This is a genomic window from Brevundimonas denitrificans, from assembly GCF_030160755.1.
GTDB classification, from domain to species: Bacteria; Pseudomonadota; Alphaproteobacteria; order Caulobacterales; family Caulobacteraceae; genus Brevundimonas; species Brevundimonas denitrificans.
Genome location: NZ_BSOY01000044.1, coordinates 1 through 25,425, shown reverse-complemented (window position 1 = coordinate 25,425; position 25,425 = coordinate 1). Strand labels below are relative to the sequence as shown.

The 25,425-nt window shown below is 70.5% G+C and carries 26 protein-coding genes; 3 read left to right on the top strand and 23 right to left on the bottom strand.

Going from position 1 to position 25,425, the window contains the following annotated elements; translation table 11 throughout:
* The 14 genes from QQJ79_RS10245 to QQJ79_RS10180 form a co-directional block, all read right to left on the bottom strand.
* A partial coding sequence (locus QQJ79_RS10245; protein ID WP_284222833.1) for an EF-hand domain-containing protein occupies window positions 1-236 on the bottom strand: 236 nt, incomplete at its 3' end.
* 67 nt (window positions 237-303) lie between these two features.
* Window positions 304-3,192, bottom strand: a complete 2,889-nt coding sequence (locus tag QQJ79_RS10240; protein WP_284222832.1) for a bifunctional [glutamine synthetase] adenylyltransferase/[glutamine synthetase]-adenylyl-L-tyrosine phosphorylase — start codon at window positions 3,190-3,192, stop codon at window positions 304-306.
* Complete coding sequence (locus QQJ79_RS10235) at window positions 3,189-4,595, bottom strand: sensor histidine kinase (protein ID WP_284222831.1); 1,407 nt, start codon at window positions 4,593-4,595, stop codon at window positions 3,189-3,191. Before QQJ79_RS10235 ends, QQJ79_RS10240 begins: the two co-directional genes overlap by 4 nt.
* The gene (locus QQJ79_RS10230; RefSeq protein ID WP_284222830.1) at window positions 4,592-4,993 is read right to left on the bottom strand and encodes an endonuclease domain-containing protein; all 402 of its coding nucleotides are present in this window, start codon (window positions 4,991-4,993) and stop codon (window positions 4,592-4,594) included. The genes QQJ79_RS10235 and QQJ79_RS10230 overlap by 4 nt, the downstream gene beginning before the upstream one ends.
* A gap of 63 nt (window positions 4,994-5,056) precedes the next feature.
* A complete protein-coding gene (locus QQJ79_RS10225; RefSeq protein ID WP_284222829.1) occupies window positions 5,057-5,728 on the bottom strand; it encodes a response regulator transcription factor in 672 nt (223 codons plus the stop codon).
* Between the two features lie 69 nt (window positions 5,729-5,797).
* Window positions 5,798-7,354, bottom strand: a complete 1,557-nt coding sequence (locus QQJ79_RS10220) for a trypsin-like peptidase domain-containing protein (RefSeq protein WP_284222828.1) — start codon at window positions 7,352-7,354, stop codon at window positions 5,798-5,800.
* 110 nt (window positions 7,355-7,464) lie between these two features.
* A complete protein-coding gene (locus tag QQJ79_RS10215) occupies window positions 7,465-7,968 on the bottom strand; it encodes a cytochrome c-type biogenesis protein (protein WP_284222827.1) in 504 nt (167 codons plus the stop codon).
* Window positions 7,965-9,947 carry a heme lyase CcmF/NrfE family subunit gene (locus QQJ79_RS10210; protein ID WP_284222826.1) on the bottom strand — a complete coding sequence of 661 codons (1,983 nt, stop codon included), beginning with the start codon at window positions 9,945-9,947 and terminating at the stop codon, window positions 7,965-7,967. The genes QQJ79_RS10215 and QQJ79_RS10210 overlap by 4 nt, the downstream gene beginning before the upstream one ends.
* A complete protein-coding gene (gene ccmE, locus QQJ79_RS10205) occupies window positions 9,944-10,429 on the bottom strand; it encodes a cytochrome c maturation protein CcmE (RefSeq protein WP_284222825.1) in 486 nt (161 codons plus the stop codon). The genes QQJ79_RS10210 and ccmE overlap by 4 nt, the downstream gene beginning before the upstream one ends.
* Window positions 10,426-11,235, bottom strand: coding sequence for a c-type cytochrome biogenesis protein CcmI (gene ccmI / locus QQJ79_RS10200; RefSeq protein ID WP_284222824.1), 810 nt, complete (start codon window positions 11,233-11,235; stop codon window positions 10,426-10,428). The genes ccmE and ccmI overlap by 4 nt, the downstream gene beginning before the upstream one ends.
* An 18-nt stretch (window positions 11,236-11,253) precedes the next feature.
* A complete protein-coding gene (locus tag QQJ79_RS10195; protein WP_284222823.1) occupies window positions 11,254-12,615 on the bottom strand; it encodes a hypothetical protein in 1,362 nt (453 codons plus the stop codon).
* Between the two features lie 82 nt (window positions 12,616-12,697).
* Complete coding sequence (locus tag QQJ79_RS10190; protein ID WP_284222822.1) at window positions 12,698-14,146, bottom strand: ATP-binding protein; 1,449 nt, start codon at window positions 14,144-14,146, stop codon at window positions 12,698-12,700.
* Window positions 14,143-14,823 (bottom strand): response regulator transcription factor, encoded by a 681-nt coding sequence (locus QQJ79_RS10185; protein WP_284222821.1) that lies wholly within the window; start codon window positions 14,821-14,823, stop codon window positions 14,143-14,145. Before QQJ79_RS10185 ends, QQJ79_RS10190 begins: the two co-directional genes overlap by 4 nt.
* Window positions 14,824-15,114 carry a hypothetical protein gene (locus QQJ79_RS10180; protein WP_284222820.1) on the bottom strand — a complete coding sequence of 97 codons (291 nt, stop codon included), beginning with the start codon at window positions 15,112-15,114 and terminating at the stop codon, window positions 14,824-14,826. It lies immediately after the preceding gene.
* Window positions 15,115-15,371: 257 nt separating this feature from the next.
* On the opposite strand from QQJ79_RS10180, the gene QQJ79_RS10175 reads away from it, so the two are divergent.
* Window positions 15,372-15,797, top strand: a complete 426-nt coding sequence (locus QQJ79_RS10175; protein ID WP_284222819.1) for a hypothetical protein — start codon at window positions 15,372-15,374, stop codon at window positions 15,795-15,797.
* Window positions 15,798-15,863: 66 nt separating this feature from the next.
* Here QQJ79_RS10175 and QQJ79_RS10170 read toward each other — a convergent pair whose 3' ends face one another.
* Window positions 15,864-16,673: a PhzF family phenazine biosynthesis protein gene (locus tag QQJ79_RS10170; RefSeq protein ID WP_284222818.1), complete on the bottom strand. Its 810-nt coding sequence runs from the start codon at window positions 16,671-16,673 to the stop codon at window positions 15,864-15,866.
* Between QQJ79_RS10170 and QQJ79_RS10165 the strand changes: the two genes are divergently transcribed.
* Window positions 16,672-17,154, top strand: a complete 483-nt coding sequence (locus QQJ79_RS10165; RefSeq protein WP_284222817.1) for a GNAT family N-acetyltransferase — start codon at window positions 16,672-16,674, stop codon at window positions 17,152-17,154. The two genes, QQJ79_RS10170 and QQJ79_RS10165, sit on opposite strands and share 2 nt — an antisense overlap.
* Here the strand turns inward: QQJ79_RS10165 and QQJ79_RS10160 are convergent.
* From QQJ79_RS10160 to QQJ79_RS10135, 6 genes are read right to left on the bottom strand one after another with little or no spacing between them, the layout of a single operon-like run.
* On the bottom strand, window positions 17,124-17,708 hold the full coding sequence (locus tag QQJ79_RS10160) for a nucleotidyltransferase family protein (RefSeq protein ID WP_284222816.1): 585 nt from the start codon (window positions 17,706-17,708) through the stop codon (window positions 17,124-17,126). The two genes, QQJ79_RS10165 and QQJ79_RS10160, sit on opposite strands and share 31 nt — an antisense overlap.
* Complete coding sequence (gene thiD / locus QQJ79_RS10155; protein ID WP_284222815.1) at window positions 17,705-18,508, bottom strand: bifunctional hydroxymethylpyrimidine kinase/phosphomethylpyrimidine kinase; 804 nt, start codon at window positions 18,506-18,508, stop codon at window positions 17,705-17,707. The genes QQJ79_RS10160 and thiD overlap by 4 nt, the downstream gene beginning before the upstream one ends.
* Window positions 18,509-18,553: 45 nt before the next feature.
* Window positions 18,554-19,363, bottom strand: a complete 810-nt coding sequence (gene folP / locus QQJ79_RS10150) for a dihydropteroate synthase (protein WP_284222814.1) — start codon at window positions 19,361-19,363, stop codon at window positions 18,554-18,556.
* Entirely contained in the window at window positions 19,363-19,665 is a 303-nt protein-coding gene (locus QQJ79_RS10145) for a winged helix-turn-helix domain-containing protein (RefSeq protein ID WP_284222813.1), read from the bottom strand. The genes folP and QQJ79_RS10145 overlap by 1 nt, the downstream gene beginning before the upstream one ends.
* 7 nt (window positions 19,666-19,672) lie before the next feature.
* Window positions 19,673-20,317, bottom strand: coding sequence for a hypothetical protein (locus QQJ79_RS10140; protein ID WP_284222812.1), 645 nt, complete (start codon window positions 20,315-20,317; stop codon window positions 19,673-19,675).
* A gap of 58 nt (window positions 20,318-20,375) precedes the next feature.
* Window positions 20,376-21,596 carry an acyltransferase family protein gene (locus QQJ79_RS10135; protein WP_284222811.1) on the bottom strand — a complete coding sequence of 407 codons (1,221 nt, stop codon included), beginning with the start codon at window positions 21,594-21,596 and terminating at the stop codon, window positions 20,376-20,378.
* Between the two features lie 298 nt (window positions 21,597-21,894).
* Between QQJ79_RS10135 and QQJ79_RS10130 the strand changes: the two genes are divergently transcribed.
* Window positions 21,895-22,311: a GreA/GreB family elongation factor gene (locus tag QQJ79_RS10130; protein ID WP_284222810.1), complete on the top strand. Its 417-nt coding sequence runs from the start codon at window positions 21,895-21,897 to the stop codon at window positions 22,309-22,311.
* Between the two features lie 66 nt (window positions 22,312-22,377).
* Here QQJ79_RS10130 and ftsH read toward each other — a convergent pair whose 3' ends face one another.
* Window positions 22,378-24,312 (bottom strand): ATP-dependent zinc metalloprotease FtsH, encoded by a 1,935-nt coding sequence (ftsH, locus tag QQJ79_RS10125; protein WP_284222809.1) that lies wholly within the window; start codon window positions 24,310-24,312, stop codon window positions 22,378-22,380.
* Between the two features lie 39 nt (window positions 24,313-24,351).
* Window positions 24,352-25,425: PP-loop family protein (locus QQJ79_RS10120; RefSeq protein WP_284222808.1), on the bottom strand; the 1,074-nt coding region annotated here is incomplete at its 5' end.

Genomic DNA, 25,425 nt, shown 5'->3' with positions numbered 1-25,425 from the left:
GCCATGCGGGCCTGCATGGCCGCGCGGCGCTCATCGGCCGTGACCGAGCCGTCGTGGTTTGCGTCGATGGCCGTCAGGCGCTGCACGCGCTGTCCGACGAACTCGGCCTGGCTGAGGCGGCTGTCGCCGTCGGCGTCGGCGCGCATGGGCCGGGCCGGGGCCTGTTGGGCGAGGGCGACGCCGGCCGAGGCCAGCATGAGGGCGGCCAGGCCGCCGACGAGAAGGGTCTTGTGCATCCTGATGATCTCCATGGCCGCATGACGCGGCCTCAATCCCTGTCTGGAGAGTGAAACGCCGTTGCCGTCAGTCTCCGTCGCGCGGCGGCGGCAGGACCGATTCGAAGGCGGCGCGCGCGGCCGTCCGCGCCTCGGCCAGCCGCGTCTTCAGCGTCTCGAAATCGGGCAGGCCCGCGGCCTCGGCGAGACGGCGGCGGAAGCCCTCGGGCTCCTGTTCCGGGTCCGGCCTGTCGTCGAAGGCCGCACTGAAAACCTGTCCCAGCGCCTGCTGCAGACGCCATGCGTCCGCCAGGGCGGGTTCGGCCGCGAGCGCCTCCAGCGTCGAGACGGTCAGCGGCGCGCCCCCGGCCGCGGCCTTCAGCTGATGCACCTGGGCGACGAACTCGGCGTCGACCTGACCGCCGGGCGCGAGCTTGAGATCCCACGCCCCCTGCCCCGGCCGCTCGCGCGCCATCAGGTCGCGCATGCGGCGGGCGTCGGCGGCGACGTCCACGCCCGGCCGGGGCCGGCGCAGGATGGCCTCCAGCGCGGCGGTCGCCCGGGCTCCGAAGGCCGGATCGTCGGTCCAGACCACCCGCGCGCGGGTCAGGGCCATGAACTCCCAGGTGTCGGCCTCGGTCGCATAATAGTCCTCGACGGCCGAGAGGCGCAGCGACACCGGCCCCTTGGCCGCGCCGGGGCGCAGCCGCATATCGACCTCGTACAGCCCGCCCTCGGCCGTATGCGCCGACAGGGCCGCGATCAGCCTCTGGGTGAAGCGGGAATAGAAGACGCCCGCGGCCCAGCCCTTGCCGTCGGACACCGCCTCCGGCGGAGCGTCGTACAGGGTCATCAGGTCGAGGTCGGAGCTCGCGGTCATCTCGCGCGACCCGGCCTTGCCCAGGGCGACCACGGCCACCGCGCCGCCGGGCAGGACCCCGCCCTGACGCACCGCCTCGGCCATGGCGGCGGGGGCCAGGGCGTCCATGACGGCGTCGGCCAGGGCGGTATAGGCGCGGCCCGCGGCCTCGGGCCCGGCGTGGCCGGCGAGGGTCTGGATGCCGATGCGGAACATCTGTTCGCGGTGCACGCGCCGGGCGGCGTCCAGCGCGGTCTCGAAGTCGGGCGCGGCGGCGGCGTCGGCCCGCATCTGGTCGACCAGACCCGAATCCTCATCGATGGCGCGGGCGAAACGGGCGTCCAGCATACTGTCCAGGGCGGCCGGATAGCGGCCGAGGGTGCGGGCCAGCCGCGGGGCGAAGGCCATGACCCCGACGACGAGGTCGAACAGCTTCGGCTGGGCCAGGAACAGGGCCTGGACCTGAACCCCGCTGTTCAGCCCGGCGAAGAAGACCGCGAACCGGCGGAAGGCGGCGTCGGCCGCGCCGGTGTCGGCGAGCGCCGTCAGCAGGCGCGGGGCCAAGCGTGTAAACAGTTCACGGCCGCGCGCCGAGCGGGTCGCCGGGATGCGGCCGTGGTGCCAGCTGCGGATCGTGTCGGCGATCGTGCCCGGCTCGGCGAACCCCATCCGCTCCAGCGTCGCCAGGGTCTCGGGATCGTTCTCGACTCCGGTGAAGACCAGCGAGCCATAGGGCGACGACAGGGCCTCTTCGCCCTCAAACAGTTCGCCATAGGTGCGGTTGACCCCCACCAGCAGGGCCTCGACCCCGTGATCGAAGGCGGCGCGGTCGCCCTCCCCCGCCAGCGCCGCCACCGCCGCCCGCCGCGCGGGGTCGGCCGGCAGGATGTGGGTCTGTTCGTCCTCGAGCATCTGCACCCGATGCTCGAGGCCGCGCAGCGCCGCATAGGCCGCCGTCAGCCCGGCGCAGGCCTCCGGGCTGACATGACCGGCGTCGCGCAGGGCGGCCAGGGCGTCGACGGTGCGGGGGCTGCGCAGGCCGGGATCGCGGCCGCCGAGGATCAGCTGCTGGGTCTGGGCGAAGAATTCGATCTCGCGGATGCCGCCCCGGCCCAGTTTCAGATTGGCGCCGGCCGCGTCCATGGCCTCGCCGGTCTTGTGGACATGGATCTGGCGCTTGATCGACTGGATGTCGAGGATGGCCGGATAGTCGAGGCTGCGGCGCCAGATGAAGGGCCGCAGCGCCTTGACGAAGTCGGCCCCGGCGCCGAGGTCGCCGATCACAGGCCGGGCCTTGATGAAGGCGGCGCGTTCCCAGTTCTGGCCGACGCTTTCGTAGTAGGCGAGCGCCATGGGGGCGGCGACCACAGGCGGAGTGGACGACGGATCGGGGCGCAGCCGCAGGTCGAAGCGGAAGACATAGCCGTCGCCGGTCCGCTCCTGCATCAGCGACGCCAGGGCATGGGCGGCCCGGTCGCAGAATTTCTGCGGCTCGACGCCCTCGGCCAGGGCGCTCTCCAGCGCCCCGGGCTCCCAGAAGAGGCTGATGTCGATGTCGGAGGAATAGTTGAGCTCGAAGGCGCCGTGCTTGCCCATGGCCAGACCGAACAGGCCGGGGACAGGGCCACGCGGGTCGTCAGCGGGGGAGACCAGCTTGCCCCGCTCGCGCTGGTCGTGGGCCACGGCCCGCAGGGCGGCCTGGGTCGAGGCGTCGGCGAAGCGGCTGAGCGCGTCGGTGACCGCGTCCAGATCCCAGACGCCGCCGAGATCGCACAGGGCGGTCAGCAGATGCAGTTCGGCCTTGAGCCAGCGGAGGGGCGCGCGGACGTCGTCAGCGCCGCCGGTCAGGGCGGCGGTCGCGGACAGTATGGCCCCCAGTCGGTCCGCGGGCGCCGCCTCCAGCGTCCGCCGAAGCCGCTCGGGCCAGCGGCGCGCCAGGCCGCCCAGATAGGGCGAGGCCGCGAAGACGGGAGCGAGCGCGGGCCAGGCGGCCTCCAGCGCATCAGCCCAACCGTCCCCGGTTGCGGCGGCGAACAGACGCTCATGGGCGCGCTCGGCCGCGACGGCGTCGATGACCGGGCCGCAGGGGACGAGCCGGGAGCCGAGCGAGCCGCTCATTCCGCCGCCGGCAGGACCAGCGCCACCCGCAGGCCGGGGCCGAAGCCGCCGTATTCGCCGGGACCTTCATCCAGCAGGATGCGGCCGCCGTGGGCCTCCATCACCGCCCCGACCAGCGACAGGCCAAGGCCGGAGCCGGCCTCGGTGCGGCTGTTGTCCAGACGCACGAAGCGTTCGATGACCCGCTCGCGATCCTCCTCGGGCACGCCGGGGCCGGTGTCGGTGACGGAGAACTCGATCTCGCCCGACGAGCGCCGGCGCGCGCGCAGCATCACGGCGCCGCCGGTCGGCGTGTATTTGATGGCGTTGTCGATGATGTTGGCCAGCGCCTGGGCCAGGAAGGGCTGGTTGCCCTCGATCATCAGGCCGCGCTCGATCTCGGCGGAGAATTCCAGCCCCTTGTCCTCCGAGGCGGGCTCGTACAGCTCGGCCATGTCTGCGGCCAGGTCGGCGGCGTCGAACACCTTCGGATCGGGCGTGCGCCCCGCGGCCGCCTGCAGGCGGGCGATGGCGAGGACCGTGTTGAAGGTCTTGAGCAGGTTGTCGGCCTCGTCGAGCGCCAGCTGGACCGCGTCGACGCCGTCGATCTTGCCCGCCTCGGCGTCCATCAGCGCCACTTCCAGCTTGGCCCGCATCCGGGTCAGGGGCGAGCGCAGGTCATGGGCGATGGCGTCGCCAGCGTGGCGGATCGAGGCCATGGATGCTTCCAGCCGGTCGAGCATGGTGTTCAGCCCGGCGCCCAGTTCGTCCAGTTCGTCGCCGGAGTTGCGGACGACGGCCCGGGCCTTGAGATCGCCCTCCTGCACCGCCGTGACGACCTTGTTCAGCCGGCCCATGGCGCGTTCGAGGTTGCGGCTGACCAGCACCCCGCCGGCCAGGCCGAGCAGCAGCACGATCCCCATGGCCGTCCACAGGGCCTGGGTCAGGCGCGCCAGATAGGCCTCGGTGTCGCTGAGCGAAGCGCCGACCAGAAGCATCTCTCCGCCCGCCAGCCGAACCTGTACGCCGCGCGCCTGGGGCCGGGTGACCCGTCCCTCCGCGTCTGTGTCAGTGAAGGGGAAGGTGATCCATTGCTGGTTTTCCTCCATCTCCGCGATCGGAAAATCCGTCAGGCTGCCGGTGACCTGGCTGCCGTCCGGGTTCTTGAGCAGATAGAGGAAGGAGTTGTCTTGCAGGGTGCGGTCGATCAGGGCCCGGTTCAGGGCGTCGAAGCCGCGTTCCTTGTAGATGCCGGTCAGGACCTGCATCTCGCCGCGCACGTCGCGCTCGGCCTTGATTCGCGCCTCGGAGGCCGAGGCGAAATAGACATAGGCCAGGATGGCGCTCGCCGCCGCCGCGAACAGGGCGAGGAACAGCAGCGTCAGCCGGAAGGGCGTGCGGCGCAGGAGGGAGGGTAATTTCATCTGTGTTCTCCCTCCCCCGCCGGGGGAGGGTGGTTGACGCGAAGCCTCAACCGGGTGGGGCGGGCCAGGCAACGCATCCGCACAGCGTCGACGACCTGCCCGACATCTGTGGGGACGGCTTCATTTGCGTAGCGCAACGTAACAAAGCCTTCACGAGCAAACACGGCGTCTCTCACCCGATCCTTTCGCGCCCGGTCCTCATCCGCATGAGAGGCGCCGTCCACTTCGACAATCACTCGACGGTCAAGACAGACGAAATCCAGAATATAGCCGCGCCGGGGAGACTGGCGACGGAAATGCAGTCCTTCCGACCGAAGCTCCCGGAGGTGAATCCAAAGCCGCGCCTCGGCCGGCGTCATCTTCTTTCTCAGGGCGCGAGCCCTGGCAATGATCGCCATGTCGCCGAGCCCTCCCCACCCGGTCGCTTCGCGACCACCCTCCCCCGAGGGGGAGGGAAATCTCTATGGTTCCAATCTGTAACCCGCCCCGCGCACCGTCTGCAGCATGGCGTGGTCGAAGCCCTTGTCGATCTTGGCGCGCAGGCGGCTGATGTGGACGTCGATGACATTGGTCTGGGGGTCGAAATGATATTCCCAGACCTTCTCCAGCAGCATGGTGCGGGTCACCGACTGGCCGGCGTGGCGCATGAGGAATTCCAGCAGCTGGAACTCGCGCGGCTGCAGGTCGATCTCCTTGCCGGCGCGATGCACGGTGCGGGCGATCAGATTCATTTCGAGATCGCCGACCTTGAGCATGGTGGCGACGCTGCCGGACTCGCGGCGGCGCGACAGGGCCTCGACGCGGGCGATCAGCTCGGAGAAGGCATAGGGCTTGACCAGATAGTCGTCGGCGCCGGCGTTCAGCCCGGTGACGCGATCCTCGACCTCGCCCAGGGCGGAGAGGAACAGGACCGGCGTCTGGTCGCCGTCCTTGCGCAGGGTCTCGACCATGCCGATGCCGTCGAGGCGCGGCATCATCCGGTCGACGACATAGACGTCATAGCCGCCCTTCTGCGCCTCCAGCAGGCCGAAGGCGCCGTCGACGGCGTGGGTCGGCTCGTGCCCCGCCTCGGTCAGTCCCCGGACCATGGCGGTCGCGGCCTCGGCGTCGTCCTCGACCACCAGAATGCGCATGGAATCAGCCCCTCAAACGTGAATCGCCGCCGATGTTAGCGCATCGGCGGCGATGGGGGCAGTTAAGGCTTATTCAGGATCGGGAAGTTCGACGACGGCCGTCGAATTGCCCTGCGGCGTCCACACCAGCAGGAAGATGGAGTCACGGTTGGCGCGGCGGGCGGCAGCCACGGCGGCCTGGAGATCCGCCACGGTGGCGGCCGGAGCGTTACCGACGCGCATGATCACGTTTCCGGGCTGGAAGCGGCGATCACCCCCCGGAGCCACGCTGTTCACCACGATGCCGTTGATACCCGCCGGGATATTGTAGCGCTGGCGAAGCACGGGTGTGATGTCGGAGACATTGAGGCCGGCTACGACCTGCCCCAGAGCAGCGCCGGCCCGCGGTTCGGTCGGCTCGCCGTCAGGAGTCTGGCCCGCATTCAGTTCAGCGCGGGACGGACGCCGTCCCGAGCGCACTGTCACGGACTGGCGGCGTCCGTCCCGGATGATTTCCAGGCGGATCGGCTGGCCAACCTGAACCTCGGCGACGCGGCGCGTCAGTTCCGTGGAGCTGGCGATGGTATCTCCGTTGATGCGGACGACGACGTCCCCCGGCTGAAGACCGGCGAGGTCGGCCGGCGCTCCCTTGGTCACTTCGGTGATGTAGGCTCCCGTGGTGCCCGCCGGCAGGTCGAGACCGTCCCGGATATCCGCATCGACATTGCCGATGATGACGCCGAGGTAGCCGCGCTGGATGGTCTCACCGCGCATCAGCCGGTCCGTGATCGGCTTGGCCACCGACGCGGGAATTGCGAAACCAATGCCGACCGACCCGCCGGCGGCGTTCGGGGAAATGATCGCCGAGTTCACCCCGATCACGCGCCCATAGATGTCGAACGTCGGTCCGCCGGAATTGCCCCGGTTGATCGCGGCGTCGATCTGGAGGAAGTCGACGTAGTTGGAAGCTTCGTCGGGAATGCTGCGGCCCTGCGCCGAGACGATTCCGGCGGTGGCGGTGCCGCCAAGACCAAAGGGGTTGCCGACCGCTATGACCCAGTCACCTACCCGTGGCTGGGCGGTTTCCTCGAAATTCACGAACGGGAAGTCCGTCCCCTCGACCTTGATGACGGCGAGATCGGTCGCTTCGTCACGTCCCACCACCCGCGCTGTCAGTTCCCGCGAATCGGCCAGCCTGACGGTGATCTCGGTGGCGTCGGCGACCACATGGTTGTTGGTGACGATGAAGCCGTCACCGGAGATGAAGAAGCCTGAACCGGCGCCCATGGCCACCGCGCCCTCGCCTTCGGCGCCGTCTTCGCCCTCTTCGCCGCCGTTCGGATTGGGGATGGCGAAGGGCGTGCCGGGAATCTGCAGCATACTGGGCTGGCGGACCCGGGTCTTGACGTCGATCTGCACCACCGCCGGAGCGACCTGGGCGAAGATGTCGGCGAAGCTGAGGGGCGCGCCTTGCGGCGGGGCGAAGGCGAGGCCGGAGCCGCCGGCGTTGGGCGCCAGGCGACCCGAGAAGCCCGCCACCGGGCCCGCCTCGGCCGAGGGCCAGTCGATGACGCCGCCGGCGGTCGCCGCGTCGGCGAAGGTCAGGCCCGCGATGGCCCCCAGCATGAATTCCTTGCGCTTCATCATAGGCGTGTCTTGCGATCCTCTCGTCGGGCGTCGAACGCCCGTTCGGCCTTACAATATAGGGCTGCGGCCTGTTTCACCAACGCCGCGACGCGATGAAAGGGTCCGCATCGCTAGTCGTCAGACGGCTTTGCGTCAGGATCGGGGCGAACCGCCTGATCGGCGAGTATCCGCGCCAGATCAGCCTCTTCGGCGGCGGACAGGGGCTCGACGGCGGCCGGACGGCGACGCGAGGCGAACCAGAGGCCCGCGCCCGCCGCCAGCAGCGCCGCCAGCGACCCGAACCACAGCAGCCAGGTCCCGCCCCGCAAGGGCGGCGTGAACAGGACGAAGTCGCCGTAGCGGCGGACCAGATCGTCGCGGACCTGTTCGTCGGATCGCCCGGCCGCGATCTGTTCCCGCACCAGGGCGCGCACGTCCGCAGCAAGGCCGGCGGGGCTGTCGGCGATGGCTTCGTGCTGGCAGACGACGCAGCGGATGTCGTCGAACAGGGCCTGGGCGCGCGCCTCCTGGGCGGCGTCGGGCAGGGGGCGGTCCGGCGTCGGCGGAGGCTCCTGCGCCGCCGCCGGCGCGGCGGTCAGGAACAGCACGGCCGCGATCAGGAGGGCGCGTTTCATGCCGCGGGCCTCCGGTTCACGCCCAGCCGCAGCCGCCGGTCCAGCAGCGACAGCAGGCCGCCCAGCGCCATGATCGCCGGGCCGAGGAAGATCAGCCGCGCCCAGGGATTCCACCAGACGCGGACATTCCAGGCCGGTTCGCCGGCGGCAGTCTGCCCGCGTTCTCCGAGCACGACATAGACGTCGTCCAGCCCGCGGAAATCCAGCCCGACCTCGGTCGTGGTCTGGCCGCCGGTCGGGAAGAACCGGCGCTCGGCGGTGACCGTCTTCGGCGATCCGCCGTCGCGCAGGGTCACGGTCAGTTTGCCCTGCTCCGCCAGATAGTTCGGGCCTTCGACCACACGGACCGAATCGAGCCGCACGGCCCATTTCCCGGCCTCGATGGTCTGGCCGGGGGCCAGCGGACGGGCGGCCTCGACGCGATAGCCGGTCTCGACCACCGCCCCCAGCACGAAGACCCCCAGCCCGGCGTGGGCCAGGGTGGTGCCCCAGGCGCCGAGCGGCAGGCTGCGCGCGCGGCGCAGGTTTTCGGCGAGGGGCGCACGGAACAGACGGACCCGCTCGGCGACCTCGGCCAGCGTCCCGAGGATGAGCCAGGCGCCGAGGCCGATCCCGGCGCCGGAGAGGGCCTTCTTCGGCTCGAAGGCCATCCAGCCCAGCAGCGCGATCAGGATCGCCAAGCCAGCGGCCACGGCCAGCCTCTGGCCCACGCCCTTCAGGTCGCCGCGCTTCCACGCCAGCAGCGGCCCGGCGGGCAGGATCAGGAAGGCGGCGGCCATGAGGGGAACGAAGGTCAGGGCGAAATAGGGCGGGCCGACCGAAATGGTCGCGCCGTTGGCCGCCTCGAGGATCAGCGGATAGAGGGTGCCGAGCAGGACGGTGGCGCAGGCGGCGGTCAGGAAGACGTTGTTCAGCACCAGCGCGCCCTCGCGGCTGACCGGGGCGAACATCCCCCCGCCCTTCAGCCGGGGCGCGCGCCAGGCGAACAGGGCGAAGGCGGCGCCGGAGGTCGCGCCGAGAATCGCCAGCAGCATCAGGCCGCGCTCGGGGTCGACGGCGAAGGCGTGGACGCTGGTCAGGACGCCCGACCGGACGAGGAAGGCCCCGAGCATGGAGAAGGTGAAGGCCAGCAGGGCGAGGAAGGTGGTCCAGCCCGCCAGCGCCCCGCGCCGCTCGGTGACCACGGCGGAGTGCAGCAGGGCCGCGCCGGCCAGCCAGGGCATGAAGCTGGCGTTCTCGACCGGGTCCCAGAACCACCAGCCGCCCCAGCCGAGCTCATAGTAGGCCCAGAAGGCGCCGAGGGTGATGCCGACGGTCAGGAAGGCCCAGCTGGCCAGGGCCCACGGCCGAACCCAGCGGCCCCAGGCCGGCCAGAAGCTGGAGTTGGCCCGGCCCTCGATCAGGGCCGCCACCGCCAGGGAGAAACAGACCGAAAACCCGACATAGCCCGCGTAGAGGAAGGGCGGGTGGAAGGCGAGCGCCGGATCCTGCAGCAAGGGATTCAGCGAGCCGCCCTGGAACGGGGCCGGGTCCAGCCGTTCAAAGGCGTTCGAGGTGAAGACGGCGAAGGCGAGGAACATCACGCCGAGCAGCCCTTGCGTGGCCACCGCCGAGGCCTTGAGCCCGAACGGCAGGCCGCGCGCACGCGTCAGGACCGCGCCGAAGCCGGTCAGGACCAGACACCACAGAACCAGCGACCCCTCGTGGCTGCCCCAGGCGGCGGCGACCTTGTAGAGCATCGGCTTGTCGGTGTGGCTGTTGGCCGCGACATTGGCGACCGAGAAGTCCGACACCGCAAAGGCCTGGATCAGGGCGGCGAAGGCCAGGGCCACCGCGACCGCGCAGGCGAGGGCCGCGCCCTCGGCGGCGCCGGCGAGCACGGGACTGCGGCGCAGACGGCCGGCCACAGCCATGCCGGTCTGCAGCACCGCCAGCGCCAGGGCCAGGATCAGGGCGAAGGCGCCCAGTTCAACAATCACCGGCTCGCGGCTCCTGCGGCGGGCGCGCCGCCCTCGGGCCGCCACTCGCCCTTGGCCTTGAGCCGGTCGGCGACCTCGCGCGGCATATAGTTCTCGTCGTGCTTGGCCAGCACCTGGGTGGCGCGGAAGCTGCGATCCGGCAGGAAGGCTCCCTGGGTCACCACCCCCTGCCCTTCGCGGAACAGGTCGGGCAGGTCGCCCTGATAGACGATGCGGGTGGTGGCCGCATTGTCCGTGATCGCGAAGGCGACCTCGCCATTGGCGCCGCGCACCACGCTGCCGGCTTCCACCAGCCCGCCCAGACGGATGACCCGGCCGGTCGGCGCGGTCTGGGCCGTCGCCTCGGACGGGGAGAAGAAGAAGGTGACGTTGTCGCGCATGGCGTAGAGCGACAGGCTGACCGCGAGGGCCAGCACCGGCGCGACCGCGGCGACAACCCACAGGCGGCGGCGCGCCTTGGGCGATTTGGGCAGCCAGCTCATTCCGTTTCCCCCGGCATCCGCCGTTGCAGGTCCGCCCGGCGCGGATCGGCCGGATCGAGGGCGGCGATCAGCGGCCCCCACATGGCCCGAACCATGGCCGCCTCGTTGCGGGCCAGCGCCGCCTCGCCGAGGAAATAGCGCGCGCCCAGCTGACCCGGATCCCGCCGCAGGGCCTGGGCGAAGGCGGCCTCGGCGTCGCCCCCGACCACGCCGCCATTGGCCCGCGTCAGGCTCTCGCCCAGCCGCGACCAGCTCTGGGCGTCGTCGGGTTGCAGCGTCAGGGCCCGGCGGAAGGCCGAGGCCGCGCCGATCGGATCGCCGGCCTCGAACCGCGCGGCGCCCAGCATGGTCAGGGCCTGATGGTCGTTCGGCCGTTCCTGCACCACCCGGGCGGCCACGGCGGCGAGTTGCGGCGGCTGCAGCGTCTCCAGCTCGGTCGTCCACTGGTCCACCCGGCGCTCATACGCCTGATCCGGCAGGCCCGGCGCGCCGACCACGGCGTAGAGCCCCAGGGCGGCGGCGGCCGTGGCTCCCAGCCCGGCCAGCACCCAGAACCGGTCCTTCGTCCCGGCCCCAACCGGAGCGGCTTCCCGGTCGGAGACGAGGATGCGGCGTCCGGCTTCGGCGCGGGCCGCGGTCCAGCCGGCCTCGTCGAGCAATCCCCGCGCCTTCAGTCGATCCAGCTCGGCCAGTTCAGCGGCGGCGGAAACGGTCTCGTCAGCGTCGGCGCCGCGCCGCGCGCCGGCCAGGGCGCACAGGCCCGCGAGGGCCGTCAGCAGCGCCGCCATGATCCAGAATGCCGTCATCACCGGCGATGTAGCCGATCAGGCGGCCCGCGACGAGACCTCGGACCCCTTTGCAGGGGCGCCGGCGACCGCGGCCCGACGCCGCACCGTGCGGGCGGGCTCGACGGCGTCGATGTGATCGAGGCAGACCGCGACCAGTTCGACGAGGCCCAGCGCATGGGTCTCATCCTCGGCCTCGCCGTCATTGATCATCCGCAGCGTCTGGTCGGCATGGTCCGACAGCCGGTCGGTCAGGGCATCGACGAGGGTCTTGCGGTCGGCCTCGCAGCCAAAGGTCGAGGCCGGGCCGCGCGATGATCCGACCAGTTTCAACAGGCTGAGCGCGGCGTCGACGGCGGGTCCGTCCACCGGGGCCGACAGCCGGGGGGCCTTGCGGGTCATGCGGCCGGCGATCTGCACCCGTTCCAGCGGAAGGGCCTCGTCCACCGCCTTGTCCGCCGCGCGCAGCAGGCCGGACAGACGCCGGGCGATGGCGACACGCGCATCCCGCACCGACTTGCCCCATACGCTCTGCGGATTGAGGGTCAGCGTCACGTCCAGTTCGCCGAGCACGCCGGCGCACCAGTTGAGATCCGCGATGACCGTCTCGACATGATCCAGATCGGCGCCGGGCTTGAACGCCTCGATCTTGCGGGCCCGGACGTCGACTCCGGCGATCAACCGGTCGACGAACCCGGCCAGTTCCGACTCGCTGAGGAATCCCTCGCGCCCCGCCGCCAGCGAGGTCTGGGTGACGATGCGGAGGATCAGGACGGCGTCCTGCAGGTGGGCGAACAGCATCTCCAGCACGCGCTGGGCGCCGTCGACGTGAACGCCGGCGCAGTCCTTGAGCAGCAGCCGCAGTTCGGCGATCTGGTCGCCGTCCGGGCGTTTGAGCCATATCTCCAGGGAGGGCAGACCGCGGCGCGCGAGGTGGGCCAGATCGAGGCAGGCCGCGAGGTCGGCGAGGCCCGCCTGACGCGCCGTTTCGTCGCCGTCGGGCGGCCAGACCAGGTCCGGCTGGTCCCGCACCACCCGGGCGGCCGCCTGGCAAAAGCGATCGGCGACCGCCGTCGCCGACGGATCATCCCGGTCCAGATGGAGCAGAAGGTTGGGCTCACGCTCGCGGGCGGCGCCCCAAAGGCGCGGCAGGACGTGAGACGGAAAGGTCATGGCCGCAATGCCATCGGCGCGGGGGCGGAACATGGGAGCCAGCGGGGCCAGAACCCTGGCGCGGCGCAGCCGGTCGCGGGTTTCTTCTCCGATGAGCATCCGCAGTTCGGCGGCCCGGCCCCCGCCCATCGGCGCCACAGCGGCGGACACGGCTCTGAGCGCGGCTTCAGGACACCGCGCCAGCAGGGCGGTGAGCGCGACGCGATGGGCGACGGAGAGCCCGGCCATACGAAAACCCCGAACCGGACCCAGTCCGGCCTACCGGACTATGGGCAGGCAGGGTTAACAACCGCTATCCAGACGGCTGAAATCAGGCCTCCGCCGCGGGCAGTTCCAGCAACACCTTCAGGCCGCCCAGATCGCTGTCGGCCAGGGTGATCCTGCCGCCATAGGCACGCGTCAGCTCGACCACGATCGAAAGGCCCAGGCCGGAACCCGGCGTGGTTTCGTCCATGCGGGCGCCGCGTTCCAGGGCCGCCTCGCGCTGGTCCGCCGGCAGGCCGGGGCCGTCGTCCTCGACCACGACCACCATCTGTCCCAGACCGGTCGGACCCGCTGTGACGCGGACGCGACGCCTGGCCCATTTGCAGGCGTTTTCCATCAGATTGCCGAGGATTTCCTGCAGGTCCTGTCGCTCGCCCCGGAAACCCAGGTCGTCGGGCGCGCGCCAGTCGATCTCGACGGACTTCTCCTCGAACACCCGCTCGAGCATGACCGCCATCTCGTCCAGCACCTCCGCGATCGGGGTGCGTTCGCCCAGCAGCTGGGCGCGGGCGGCGGCGCGGGCGCGGCGCAGGTGGTGGTCGACCTGGGCCTTCATCACCTCGGTCTGTTTGCGGACCATGTCGGGCAGCGCGCCCTTCTGCGACCCGGCCTCGGCCAGCATGACCGACAGCGGCGTCTTGAGCGCATGGGCCAGGTTGCCGACATGGGTGCGCTGGCGTTCGACCGTCTCCTGATTGTGGTCCAGCAGGCGGTTGACCTGTTCGGCCAGCGGCTGGATCTCCATCGGATAGCTGCGGGCGATCCGGGCGGCCTTGCCCTTGCGGACGTCAGCGATCTCGTTCCGGAGGCTGAACAGCGGACGCAGGCCGATCTGCACCTGCAGGAAGACGGCGATGACCAGTCCCAGGCCGAGGATCAGCAGGGCGGTCCAGGTGAAGGTCGCGAACTGGCGGGTGTCGTTCTCGATATTGGTCCGGTCGATCGCGGCCATGAACACCAGCGGCTCGGCGCGCCCCGGCAGCGACTTCAGACTGGCGGCCACGCGCAGCGGCTGGCGCAGGGGGGGGTGCAGGAAGCCGGGATCATTGTAGCTGATGGTCGTGCCGGTCGCGGCGCGCAGGCGACGCGGAAGGTCGCGCGGAACGGCCAGTTGCTCCCCGGCCAGGGACGGGGAGCCGGCGATGAAGCGCAGGCCGTCCTCGCTGTCCAGTTCGGCGACCGCCCAGTATTCGCCGGACAGGGCGCGGTCGGTCTTGGCGTCCGGGATAGCCGCGACGGTGACGCTCTCGGGCGTCGCATTGGTCGCGATCACCACCTCGTCGATGGTGTCGGCCAGCATGTTGCCGAGGCGGCGCAGCGCCGATTCCTGGTATTGCGAAGTCAGCATCCAGCCGGTCAGGGCCAGGGCGATGACGATCCACGCCGAGGCGAGCCAGATCAGACGCCGCGTCAGGCTGCGTCCGGGGCGCCCGAACCAGCGGCCCCAGGTCCGGGCGGCTTCCGGATTCGCTTCGCCCCCCGCCCCTTCGGTCACGTCCCGTCGGACTCCCCCGCCAGCGGCGTCAGGCGGTAACCCAGACCACGCACGGTTTCGATCCGGTCGGGACCGATCTTCTTGCGCAGGCGGCCGACGAAGACCTCGATCGTGTTGGAGTCGCGGTCGAAGTCCTGGTCGTACAAATGCTCGACCAGTTCGGTGCGGCTGATGACCCGGCCCTGATGCATCATCAGATAGTGCAGCAACCGGTACTCAAGCGACGTCAGGCGCAGCGGCTCGCCGCTCACGGTGGCGCGCGCGGCGCGCGGGTCGAGGCGCAGGCCGCCGCACGACAGGGTCGCCGAGGCGATGCCCGCCGAACGCCGCAGCAGGGCGCGCAGGCGGGCCAGCAGCTCCTCGGTGTGGAAGGGCTTGGTCAGATAGTCGTCGGCGCCGGCGTCGAAGCCCGACACCTTGTCCGACCAGGCGCCGCGCGCGGTCAGGATCAGCACGGGCGTGGTCTTGCCGTCCCGGCGCCAGCGCTCCAGCACCGAGACGCCGTCGATCTTGGGCAGGCCGAGGTCCAGCACCACCACGTCATAGGGTTCGGTGTCGCCGAGGAAATGGGCTTCCTCGCCGTCCGCGGCGTGATCGACGGCATAGCCGGCGTCGCCGAGAGCCAGTTTCAGCTGGCGCGACAGATCAACGTCGTCCTCGACAAGCAAGACTCGCATTCAGCGTTCTCCCACGACCCGACCCGTGCGGGCGTCCACCATGATGTCCGCCACGCGGCCGCCGGGATACTCCCAGCGAACCACAATCGTGTCGCCGCGGTTGCTGGCGCCCAGGAACCGGCCCTGGCGGCCCGACGAGGCGCGTTGCACCGCCTCGCCGACGCTGACGCGCGGGCGGTCGTCCTGCTGCTGCTGGCGGTCGCCGCGCGGACCACGGTCCTGCGCAACCGCCTGCGACAGGGGCGCGGCGGCGATCAGGGCTGCAAGCAGGATGGCGGACGGGCGGATCATGAAGAGCGGTCTAGGCCCCGGGCTCTGAACGACGGCTGAACGACGAGTGTAGACATGTTTCACCTTTTGCGCCGCCCCCCTCGCGCGCGCGACGAGGATTCGCCGTCCGGGACAGGCGTTCGGGGCGTGACGACGAATTCATGCCGATGAATGAATGCTGACGCGCGCCGTTCAGATCGCGCTCAGCCGGGGAATGGTCATCTCACATCAACGCCGGCCGCCCGGTCTGCGTGGAACGCTCAAGGAGAAGTCCGATGATGAAGAAGTTTCTCATCCCCGCCCTCGCCCTGGCCGCGGCCTCCGTCGCGGTCCCCGCCATGGCCCAGTCCTACGGTCACCAGGACCGTGATGGTCGCGGCCGCTATGAACAGGATCGCGGCGGTCGTCATGACGATGACCGGGGTGGTCGCTACGAGAATGATCGTGGCGGCAACTGGCAGAACATCAGCCAGCGCAAATACCAGCTCGACCGCCGCATCGATCAGGGCGAGCGCAACCGCCAGCTCAGCCGCCGGGAAGCGACCCGGCTGCGGTACGAGCTGAACGCCCTGGTGAACCTCGAGCGCAACTACATGCGCGGCGGCCTGTCGTACCGCGAACGGGCCGAACTGGACCGCCGCTACGACCGTCTGTCGATGCAGGTCCGCGCCGAACGCCGCGACCACGACAACCGTCGCTACTAGGCTCCGACCTTCCTCCCCGAAGGTCCCGGGGGCGCGATCCGAAAGGGTCGCGCCCCTTTCCTTGTCTCAAACCCTGAGCACGCTCTCGATCACGGTCACGGCCCGCCCGCGCAGCAGGATGCGGGGCCCGCGGGTTTCGGTTTCAATGTCCCCGCCCCGGCCGGGGAAGACCTGCCGGAACCGCACCGTCGCCCGGCCCAGCTTGTCGGCATACAGGGGCCCCAGGATGCAGTGCGCCGAGCCCGTCGCCGGGTCCTCGTCCACGCCGCAGCCCGGCGCGAAGAAGCGATCGACCACATCGACGTCGTCCGAAGCGTCCGCGCGCGCACAGACGATCACCTGACCGACCTCGCCCGCCTCGCCCTGGATGGATTCCAGGGCACGGATGTCGGGGGCGACGGCGTCCACCGCCGCCGCATCGGCCAGCACCGCGACGAGATAGCGCCCGGCCCAGACCTCGACCGGCGTGACGCCGAGCGCCTCGACCAGGCCTTCAGGCGTCGAGGTCCGACGCGGCGGGTCGGCGGGGAAGTCCATTTCATAGCCCCCGGCCGCCCGCGCCACGACCAGCGGACCCGAGCGGGTGTCGAAGGTCACGGACGCCGCCTCCAGCCCCGGTTCGGCCAGCAGCACATGGGCTGACGCCAGGGTGGCGTGGCCGCACAGATCGACCTCCATCCCCGGCGTGAACCAGCGCAGGTCGAAGCGGGCGGGGTCCGGGGTGCGCAGGAGGAAGGCCGTCTCGGCCTGATTGTTCTCCTTCGCCAGCGCCTGCATCCAGGCGTCGGAGGGCCATCGGTCGAACGGTTCGACCACGCAGGCGGGGTTGCCCCTGAACGGGGCGGAGGCGAAGGCGTCGACGGTCCACTGGCGCATGGCTTCGCTGTTACGCCAGCGCCGCCGGTCGCGCTATATCCTGCCCATGACCGACCTGCGCACCACCCTGACCGAGTCCGAGCTCCGCATCGCCTGGCGCTGGATCGCCGAGGAAAGCTATTGGGGCAAGGCGATCCCCTGGCCGGTGTTCGAGCGCGCCTGCCGGGGCTCGATCTGTTTCGGACTGTTCGAGAGCGACCGTCTCGTGGCCTTCGCCCGGGTGGTCACGGACCAGGCCACCTTCGCCTGGCTGTGCGACGTCTTTGTCGCCGCGGAGGCCCGCGGCCGGGGTCTGGGCAAGACGTTGATGGAGGGCGTGCTGGCGGAACCGCGCCTGCGGGACCTGCGCCGTTGGGGACTGGCGACCGCGGACGCCCATGGCCTGTATGGGCAATACGGTTTCGAGCCGGCCGATCCGCTGAGGCATATGGAGAAGGTGGATCGGGACATCTATCCGCGGCTGGCGGGCGCGATCACCTGAATCTCCGGCCACCGCGCACGCGCGCTGGCCACGACCCTGTCCCACCCCTTCGCCAGCGGCCGGTTCGGGTTGGGCCGCAGCGTCATGGAGAACACATCCTCCAGCCCGAACGGGGCGGCGACGCTGATCCTGTCGTCCGCCTCCAGCCGCACCCCGACCGCGAAGGCCGGGGCGACGAAGCGGGTCAGCGCCTCGTCCGTGCCGGTCAGGGGCTCGTAGGGTTCGCCGAAACGGTCCATGAACCACAGATGGACCCGCGCCTGATTGCGCACCTCGACGTCGCTCCGGAAGGGCTCGTCGAAGGCGGCGGCGACGCGCCTGATGACGGCGTCCTCGGCGTCCCAGCTGGTGTCCGGATCGAAATAGCCGAGGTCATAGTCCTTGCGGCCATAGCCGGCCGGGCGGCCGGTCACGGCGTTCCAGACGCTCTGATAGACCGCGCCGGAGAAGACCCGCCAGTCGTTCAGGCCGAGGCCGCGCACGGTGGTCAGGACGTGCATCAGGCCGGGGTCGGCGCGAACGATCTCAACCAGACGGGCGTTCAGATCCGTCATTTGCGGTCCCGCAGCGGCCAGCCGTGGTCCAGCGGCCCGTGCCCGGCGCCCAGACCCGGCGCCCGCCGGATCGCCTCGGCGACATAGGCCCAGGCCTCGGCCACGGCGACTTCCAGCGGCAGGCCCCGGGCGAGGCCCGCCGCGCAGGCGCTGGCCAGGGTGCAGCCGGTGCCGTGGGTGTTGCGGGTGGCGAACCGCTCGCCCTCCAGCAGGGTCTCGCCGGTCGGGGTCAGCAGCAGGTCCACGACCGTCGCGCCCGGCACATGGCCGCCCTTCATCAGCACCGCCCGCGCGCCCATGGCCAGCAGGGCCTCGCCGGCCCGGCGCTGGCTGTCGAGGTCGTTGACGGCGACGCCGGTCAGGGCCTCGGCCTCCGGCGCATTGGGGGTCAGCAGGGCCGCCCGGGGAATCATCAGCGACCGGACGGCGGCGACCGCATCATCCGCCAGCAGGGCCGCGCCGCCCTTGGCGATCATGACCGGATCGATCACCGCCGGGGCGTCTGACGAATCGAGGATGGCGGCGACCCGTTCGACCACGGCGGTCGAACCCAGCATGCCGGTCTTGATCGCATCGGCGCCGATGTCGTCCAGCACCGCCCTTGCCTGGGCCTCGATCAGGTCCAGCGGCAGGGGGTGCACGTCGTGGACGCCCAGGGTGTTCTGCACGGTGATCGCCGTGATGGCCGTGGCGGCGTATCCGCCCAGCATGGTCACGGCCTTGATGTCGGCCTGGATTCCCGCCCCGCCGCCCGAGTCCGAGCCGGCGATGATCAGGACGCGTCCGAGGGGCGAGGTCATGATCCGCACATGGCCCAGTCCGCGGCGCCCGGCAAGACGCCGGCCCTACCGGTCCGCATGCTCGACCGCCGCCTGCACCGCCAGCGCCTGCACCGTCTCGCGCACGTCGTGGACGCGGAGGATCGCGGCGCCCCGGCGCGCCGCCTCCAGCGCCAGGGCCAGCGAGCCGCCGAGCCGGTCGACGGGGTCGGTCGCCGTCGGGTCGATGGACTGGATCACCCGCTTGCGGCTGGCGCCGTAAAGAACCGGAAAGCCGGTCGCGACCAGCCGGTCCAGCCGGGCCGTCAGGGCCAGGTTGTGCGCCGCCGTCTTGCCGAAGCCGAGACCGGGATCGAGCCAGATCCGCTCGCGCTTCACGCCCGCCGCCATCGCCGCCCCGGCCCGGGCGGTCAGCCACCCGGCGACCTCGGCGACCACGTCGTCGTACCGGGGGTCGGCCTGCATGGTGCGCGGCTCGCCCTGCATATGCATCAGCACCACGTCGCAGCCGAGCTCGGCGGCGGTCGCGAGGCTGTCGGCGGCATGACCGAGGGCGGCCACGTCGTTCCACATCGTCGCCCCGGCGGCGACGGCGGCGCGGGCGACGGCGGGCTTCATGGTGTCGATGCTGATCGGGCCGGGCCAGCGGGCGCGCAGGCCCTCGATGACCGGGACGACGCGGGCGATTTCCTCGACGGCATCGACCGGTTCGGCTCCGGGCCGGGTGCTTTCACCGCCGATGTCGAGGATGTCCGCGCCCTGTTCGACCAGCCGCAGACCGTGCGCCACGGCGGCCTCGACCGAGGCGAGGCGGCCGCCATCGGAGAAGCTGTCCGGGGTGACGTTTACGATGCCCATGACCTGCGGGCGACGCATCAGTCCTTGCCCCCGATCAGGCTGCCGATGGCGTCGAGATAGGCGGAAAACGCCTTGCGGCCGGCGGGCGTGATCGACACCCGGGTCAGGGGCTTGTTGTCCCGGAAGCTCTTGTGGATGGCGACATAGCCGGCCTTCTCCAGCGTCTTCAGATGGACCGACAGATTGCCCTGGGTGGCCTCGAGCACGGTCTTCAGTTCGGTGAAGTCGGCGCTGTCGGCGTCGGACAGATAGACCATGATCCCCAGCCGCATGCGGCCGTGGATGACGTCGTCGATCCGTCCGAGGTCGGCCAGGCCCATGGCGCGTTCAGGCCCCCTTCGGCGCGGCGCGGGCGTCGCGGAACAGGATCCAGCCCGGCAGGGCGAAGAGCAGGAACAGGGCGACGGTGCAGACGCCGAGATACAACATCGGCTCGCGCACCAGGACGCCGAGCGCCACGGCCGTGACCCAGCCGCCCAGGGCCACAGCCAGCATCCAGCCCTTCCGCTTCAGCGTCCAGGCCATGTACCAGGCCGCGGCCTGGAGGGCGAAGACGATGGCCGCGTAATAGAGCCAGATGGCGAAGTCCTGGTCCCGGTATGCGCCCACGCCGAAGACGATGATGACGGCGCAGTTGGCCATGCCCGTGGCGCTGAAGGCGGCGTTGAGCGTGCGGGTCGCCACCGGGCCACGATTGGACCCGCCAGCCTTGCGATCCTTGAGGATGGCCCAGGTCAGGATCGACAGGAAGGCGACGCTGATCCCGACGACAAAGGCCAGGTTCGCCAGGTCGGGCCAGCGGATCAGGCCGGTCGCCTGCCCGACGTGGAACAGGCACTGCAGGCCGTACAGCAGCCCGCCGGCCAGATAGCAGATCGCCAGGGTCATCGGCGGTCGGCCGCCGCCCTCGACGATCGAGCGCATGAAGGCGAGGTCGTCCTCGGGGGAATACAGGCGGGGCTTGGCGGGCATGACGATTCTCCGGAGCCGGCTCGCCCCTGGGGTGGACGAGCCGGCAGGTATTGGCAAGCTATTCGGCGGCGGCGAATTCGGCTTCCCGCTGACGGCGCCAGGGGACGCGGCGGCCGTTCAGCCAGCCGCCGACGAAGCTGTGGCGGACCAGCAGTTCATAGGTCAGCAGGCTGATCGCCATGGTCCCGCCGATGACCGCGCCGAACTTGACGAACCAGGGCCAGGTCTCGTTGACCACCAGAATCTGGCCGACCATGACCAGCGGCAGGTGGACGATGTAGACCCAGTAGGACGAGTCAGCGAGGTAGCGGCGGACGGCGCTGTATCCGGAAGCGAAACGCAGCGCCAGCGACAGGACCGCGAAGGTCGAGGCGAAGACGGCGAGCGCCATGACGGCGGCCAGCGGGGCCTTCAGCTCCGGATCGGCGACCGGCGCGAGCTCCGGGACCGGCCCGCCGACCATGACCAGGGCCGCCGTCCCGACGCCCAGCGCCACGACCGTGAAAACCGGCCACAGGCGCTCGATGCGGACCAGCAGGTCGCGGCGGCGGTCCAGCAGGAAACCGAGGCCGAAGGCGGTCCCGAAGGCGGTCAGGGCGGTCGCGTTCGGAACCAGTCCGGTGTCCGGGGTCGGAATGCCGAAGAAGGGCGTCCAGTTGGGCGTCAGCCAGAAGGCGACCGCCAGCGGGGCGGCCATCAGGGCCGGCGTCCAGGGGCCGATCAGGGCGCCGGTGATGCGGTCGACGAACCGGCCCCAGCCGCCGTCGCGATCCGCCATCGCAAACGGCGCGCGCAGGATCAGCATGGCGACATAGAGGATCAGCAGCACCCACAGGAACCACAGATGGGTCAGGGGAAAAGTCTCGAGCGTCAGCGGCGGCGGCGGCGGTCCGTCGGTCGGAATGGTTCCGCCGTTGCGGATCGCCGCCATCCAGACCAGACCCGCGATGATGGCGGCGAGCACCGGAAACCAGAAGGTCGCCAGCGGTCCGGCGATCCGCATACCCCGGTCCTTGATGAAGCCGAGGAACCCGCGCCGGTCCAGCATCATATGCGCGAACAGGCCGGCGATCAGGAAGAAGGCAGTCATCCGGAACAGGTGGATGGCGAAGAAGATGACGCTGGCCACCGGCGAGTTGTCGGTGTCGGGCACGATCCAGATGGTGACCGGGAAATAGGACATGGAGGCATGCAGGACGACGCCCAGCAGCAGGGCGGTCCCGCGCAGGGCGTCGAGACCGTGCAGGCGGTCGGTTTGGTGGATTTCAGATGACGGCATGGCGCCCTCCCCTTGTTGGACGAAAGCCGTATCGCACAGACTAGTTTGTATTGCAAACTTGTCTATCTGGATCGCATATCTTCCGTCGGAGTTTGACTTCCCGCACCCTTGGCCTAGCCTGTCCGCATGTCTGGAAGGTCCGAACAGGGTCGGTTGTTGAATCACGCGGGACGCCTCGTCGCAGGCGGCTGACCCCGGGGCGACGACACGCGTCGCGCTCCGGGGCCGCCTGCCGTCGCCTTCCACAGACCCCGACCGTCAGCGCCCTGCGCCGACGCGTCCTTTTTCGGAAAAGACCATGACCATCCATGCCCCCGGCGCCGCACCCGCGCGCCTGCCCGCAATTCATCTCACGTCAGCCGACCATGCCCTGCTCTCCGGGCTGGTCGGCGATGCGCCCGCCGAGGGAGCCCCCGGTCTGCTGCAGCAGGAACTCGCCCGGGCGACCGTGCACAAATCCGCGCGACGGATCGCGACCGTCGGGCTGAATCGCTGGGTCCACTACATCGACGGCCACAACAGCCGCACCCGCAGGGTCAAGATCGTCCCGCCGGACCAGGCGGACATCGACCGCGGCCTGATCTCGCCCCTTTCGCATGTGGGCGCCGGGCTGCTGGGCCTCGCCGAAGGCCAGTCCATCGTCTGGCCCGATCCCGCCGGCCGCATCCGCAAGCTGACGGCGATCCTGATCGAGGACCCCGAAGACTTGATCTGACGGGCCCAACGAAAAGGGCCGGGGAGCGATCCCCGGCCCTTCCCTGTTCCAGCGCGGTGCGGCGGTTCAGTGAACCGTCTGGACCTCGACCGAGGTTCCGTCGGACACCGGGGTGATCGGCACGGAGACCGAGGGGCCGGCGTTGGGGAAGTTGCTCTCGTCGCGGTTCGGAGCGACGCCCTTCTCCAGCAGGTCCTTGATCTCCTGGCCCGACAGGGTCTCGTACTCGAGCAGGGCCTGGGCCAGGGTCTCCAGATCGGCGGCCTTTTCGGTCAGGATCTGGCGGGCCTCGTCCCAGCCGGCGCCGACGATCCGCTTGACCTCGGAATCGATGATCCGGGCCGTCTCTTCCGAGACGTTCTGGCTGCGCGCCACCGAGTGGCCGAGGAAGACCTCCTGCTCGTTCTCGCCATAGGCGACGGTGCCGAGGATGTCGGAGAAGCCCCACTGGGTGACCATGCGACGCGCCAGCTTGGACGCCTGCTGGATGTCCGAGCTGGCGCCCGAGGTGATGTTCTCCTTGCCGAAGATCAACTCCTCGGCCACGCGGCCGCCGGCCATGATGGCGATGCGGTCGACCATCTGCTGGTACTTCATGGAATAGCGGTCGCCTTCCGGCAGCTGCATGACCATGCCGAGCGCCTGGCCGCGCGGGACGATGGTCGCCTTGTGCACCGGGTCGGCCATCTTGACGTTCATGGCGACGATGGCGTGGCCGCCCTCGTGATAGGCGGTCAGGCGGCGCTCTTCCTCGTTCATGGCCATGGATTTGCGCTCGGCGCCCATCATGACCTTGTCCTTGGCGTCCTCGAAGTCGCGATGGGTGACCATGCGACGGTCCTTGCGGGCCGCCATCAGGGCGGCTTCGTTGACCAGATTGGCGAGGTCGGCGCCCGAGAAGCCGGGAGTGCCGCGGGCGATGGTCTTGACCATGACGTCCGAGGCCAGGGGCACGTCCTTCATGTGGACGCGCAGGATCTTCTCGCGGCCGTTCACATCCGGGTTGGGCACCACGACCTGACGGTCGAAGCGGCCAGGTCGCAGCAGGGCGGGGTCCAGCACGTCGGGACGGTTGGTGGCGGCGATCAGGATGATGCCCTCATTGGCCTCAAAGCCGTCCATCTCGACCAGCAGCTGGTTCAGCGTCTGCTCGCGCTCGTCATTGCCGCCGCCGAGACCGGCGCCGCGGTGACGGCCGACGGCGTCGATCTCGTCGATGAAGATGATGCAGGGGGCGTTCTTCTTGGCCTGTTCGAACATGTCGCGCACGCGGCTGGCGCCGACGCCGACGAACATCTCGACGAAGTCGGAGCCCGAAATCGAGAAGAAGGGCACGCCCGCCTCGCCCGCGACAGCGCGGGCCAGCAGGGTCTTGCCGGTGCCGGGAGGGCCGACCAGCAGGGCGCCCTTGGGAATCTTGCCGCCCAGACGCTGGAATTTGGCCGGGTCCTTGAGGAAGTCGACGACCTCCTGCAGCTCTTCCTTGGCCTCGTCCACGCCGGCGACGTCGTCAAAGGTCTTGCGGCCCTTGTGCTCGGTCAGAAGCTTGGCCTTGGACTTGCCGAAGCCCATGGCCCCGCGGGCCCCGCCCTGCATCTGGCGCATGATCAGGATCCACAGGCCGATGATCAGGACGAAAGGCAGCAGTCCGATCAGGGCGCTGACCCACAGCGACTGGCGCGTGGTCTTGACGTCCACCTCGGCGCCGGACGCCTGGATGCTGTCCACCAAGGCCGCATTGGGAACGGGGGTGATGACATTGACCACCTTGCCGTCGCGCAGGGTCGCCTTCACGGTTTCGCCGCGCACCTCGATCCTGACGATCGCCCGGTCGTCGCGGGCCTTCAGCAGGTCGGAATAGCTCATCGCCACGGGGCGAGCCGCCGCCGCCTCCTTGGCGCCCGGAGGCGCCGTGAGGCCGCCCGGGCGGCTGGCGGCGACATAGAAGGCCATGGCCCCCAGGATGATCACGCCCCAGATGGCCAGATTGCGCAGGTTCATTCTCGTCTCGTTCCCTGGGTGCGCCGAAGCGCCCGGTCGTCAGTGATGTAGGCCGGAAAATAGGTGGTTCCGGGGCGATGCGCCATGGATAGCGCCGCCAAGGTCCCGTTCATGCGTCATTCGGTCCAGCGCCAGCGCCAGTCTTTCCTCGACCAGGGCCACCGCTCTCGCCGCCCTCCCTGCAAGAACCGGCGCAGTCGCATCGTTCCGGATCAGCACAGGCATGGAGCCTCGCGCCGCGGGCGGCAGGGCCTTCAACACCGCCCGGTCGGCGTCGGACAGGGCCGCCAGCCGTCCGGCGGCGGGCGCGACGGCCCAGCCGGGCGAATCGGTCGTGATCGCCCAGCGGCCGTCCCAGACGGTCTCGACCCCCGCAGACAGCGGCAGCGGCGGGCGCGGGCGACGGACGAATTCGCCGGCTTCGCGGGTCACGAGCCCTTGATCGCCGCTCGCCTCGATCCGGGAGCCGCACAGGGTGGCGGTGAAATCCTCGCCGGAAGTCAGGCGGGCGTGGACAGATGAGAGCCGGTCGCCGCGCGGGAGCCGGTCTCCGCCCCCGGCGCAGACGAGAGCGGCGGCGAGAGTGGCGGCGTCGATATGCCGGTCGATGCTGACCGACCCCTCTCCCATCGGGAGAGGGCTTGAGCCCACGGCGGCGAAGCCGTCGTCCTTGCGCGAAAGGGTGAGGGGTTCCAGTCGATCAAGCCCTTGGCGCCGTAACCCCTCATCCTCCCCCCCGGCTGGCGCCGGGCGGGCCCCTCCTTCTCCCATCGGGAGAAGGGTCAGAGCTTGCCGCGCCCGGCTCCGCGCAAACCGCACATCCTCATTCCCCGGATCATCGACCCAGTCCGCCCCCTGCCCATTCAGCCACGCCCGCACCTCCGTCCGCCCCGCGCCCAGCATCGGGCGCAGCAGCATCAGCCCGCGCCCCTCGGGCCAGGCCGGGGACGGCGACCAGTCGCGCAGCCGGCCCAGCGTGGAGCCTTCGGCGCGCATGATGTCGCCCTCGGCGATGTCGTCGGCGGTGTGGGCGAACAGGACGACCCGCGCCCCGGCCTCCCGAGCGGCGTCGGCGATCAGGCGATGGCGGGCCCGGCGGGCGGCGGCGGGCAG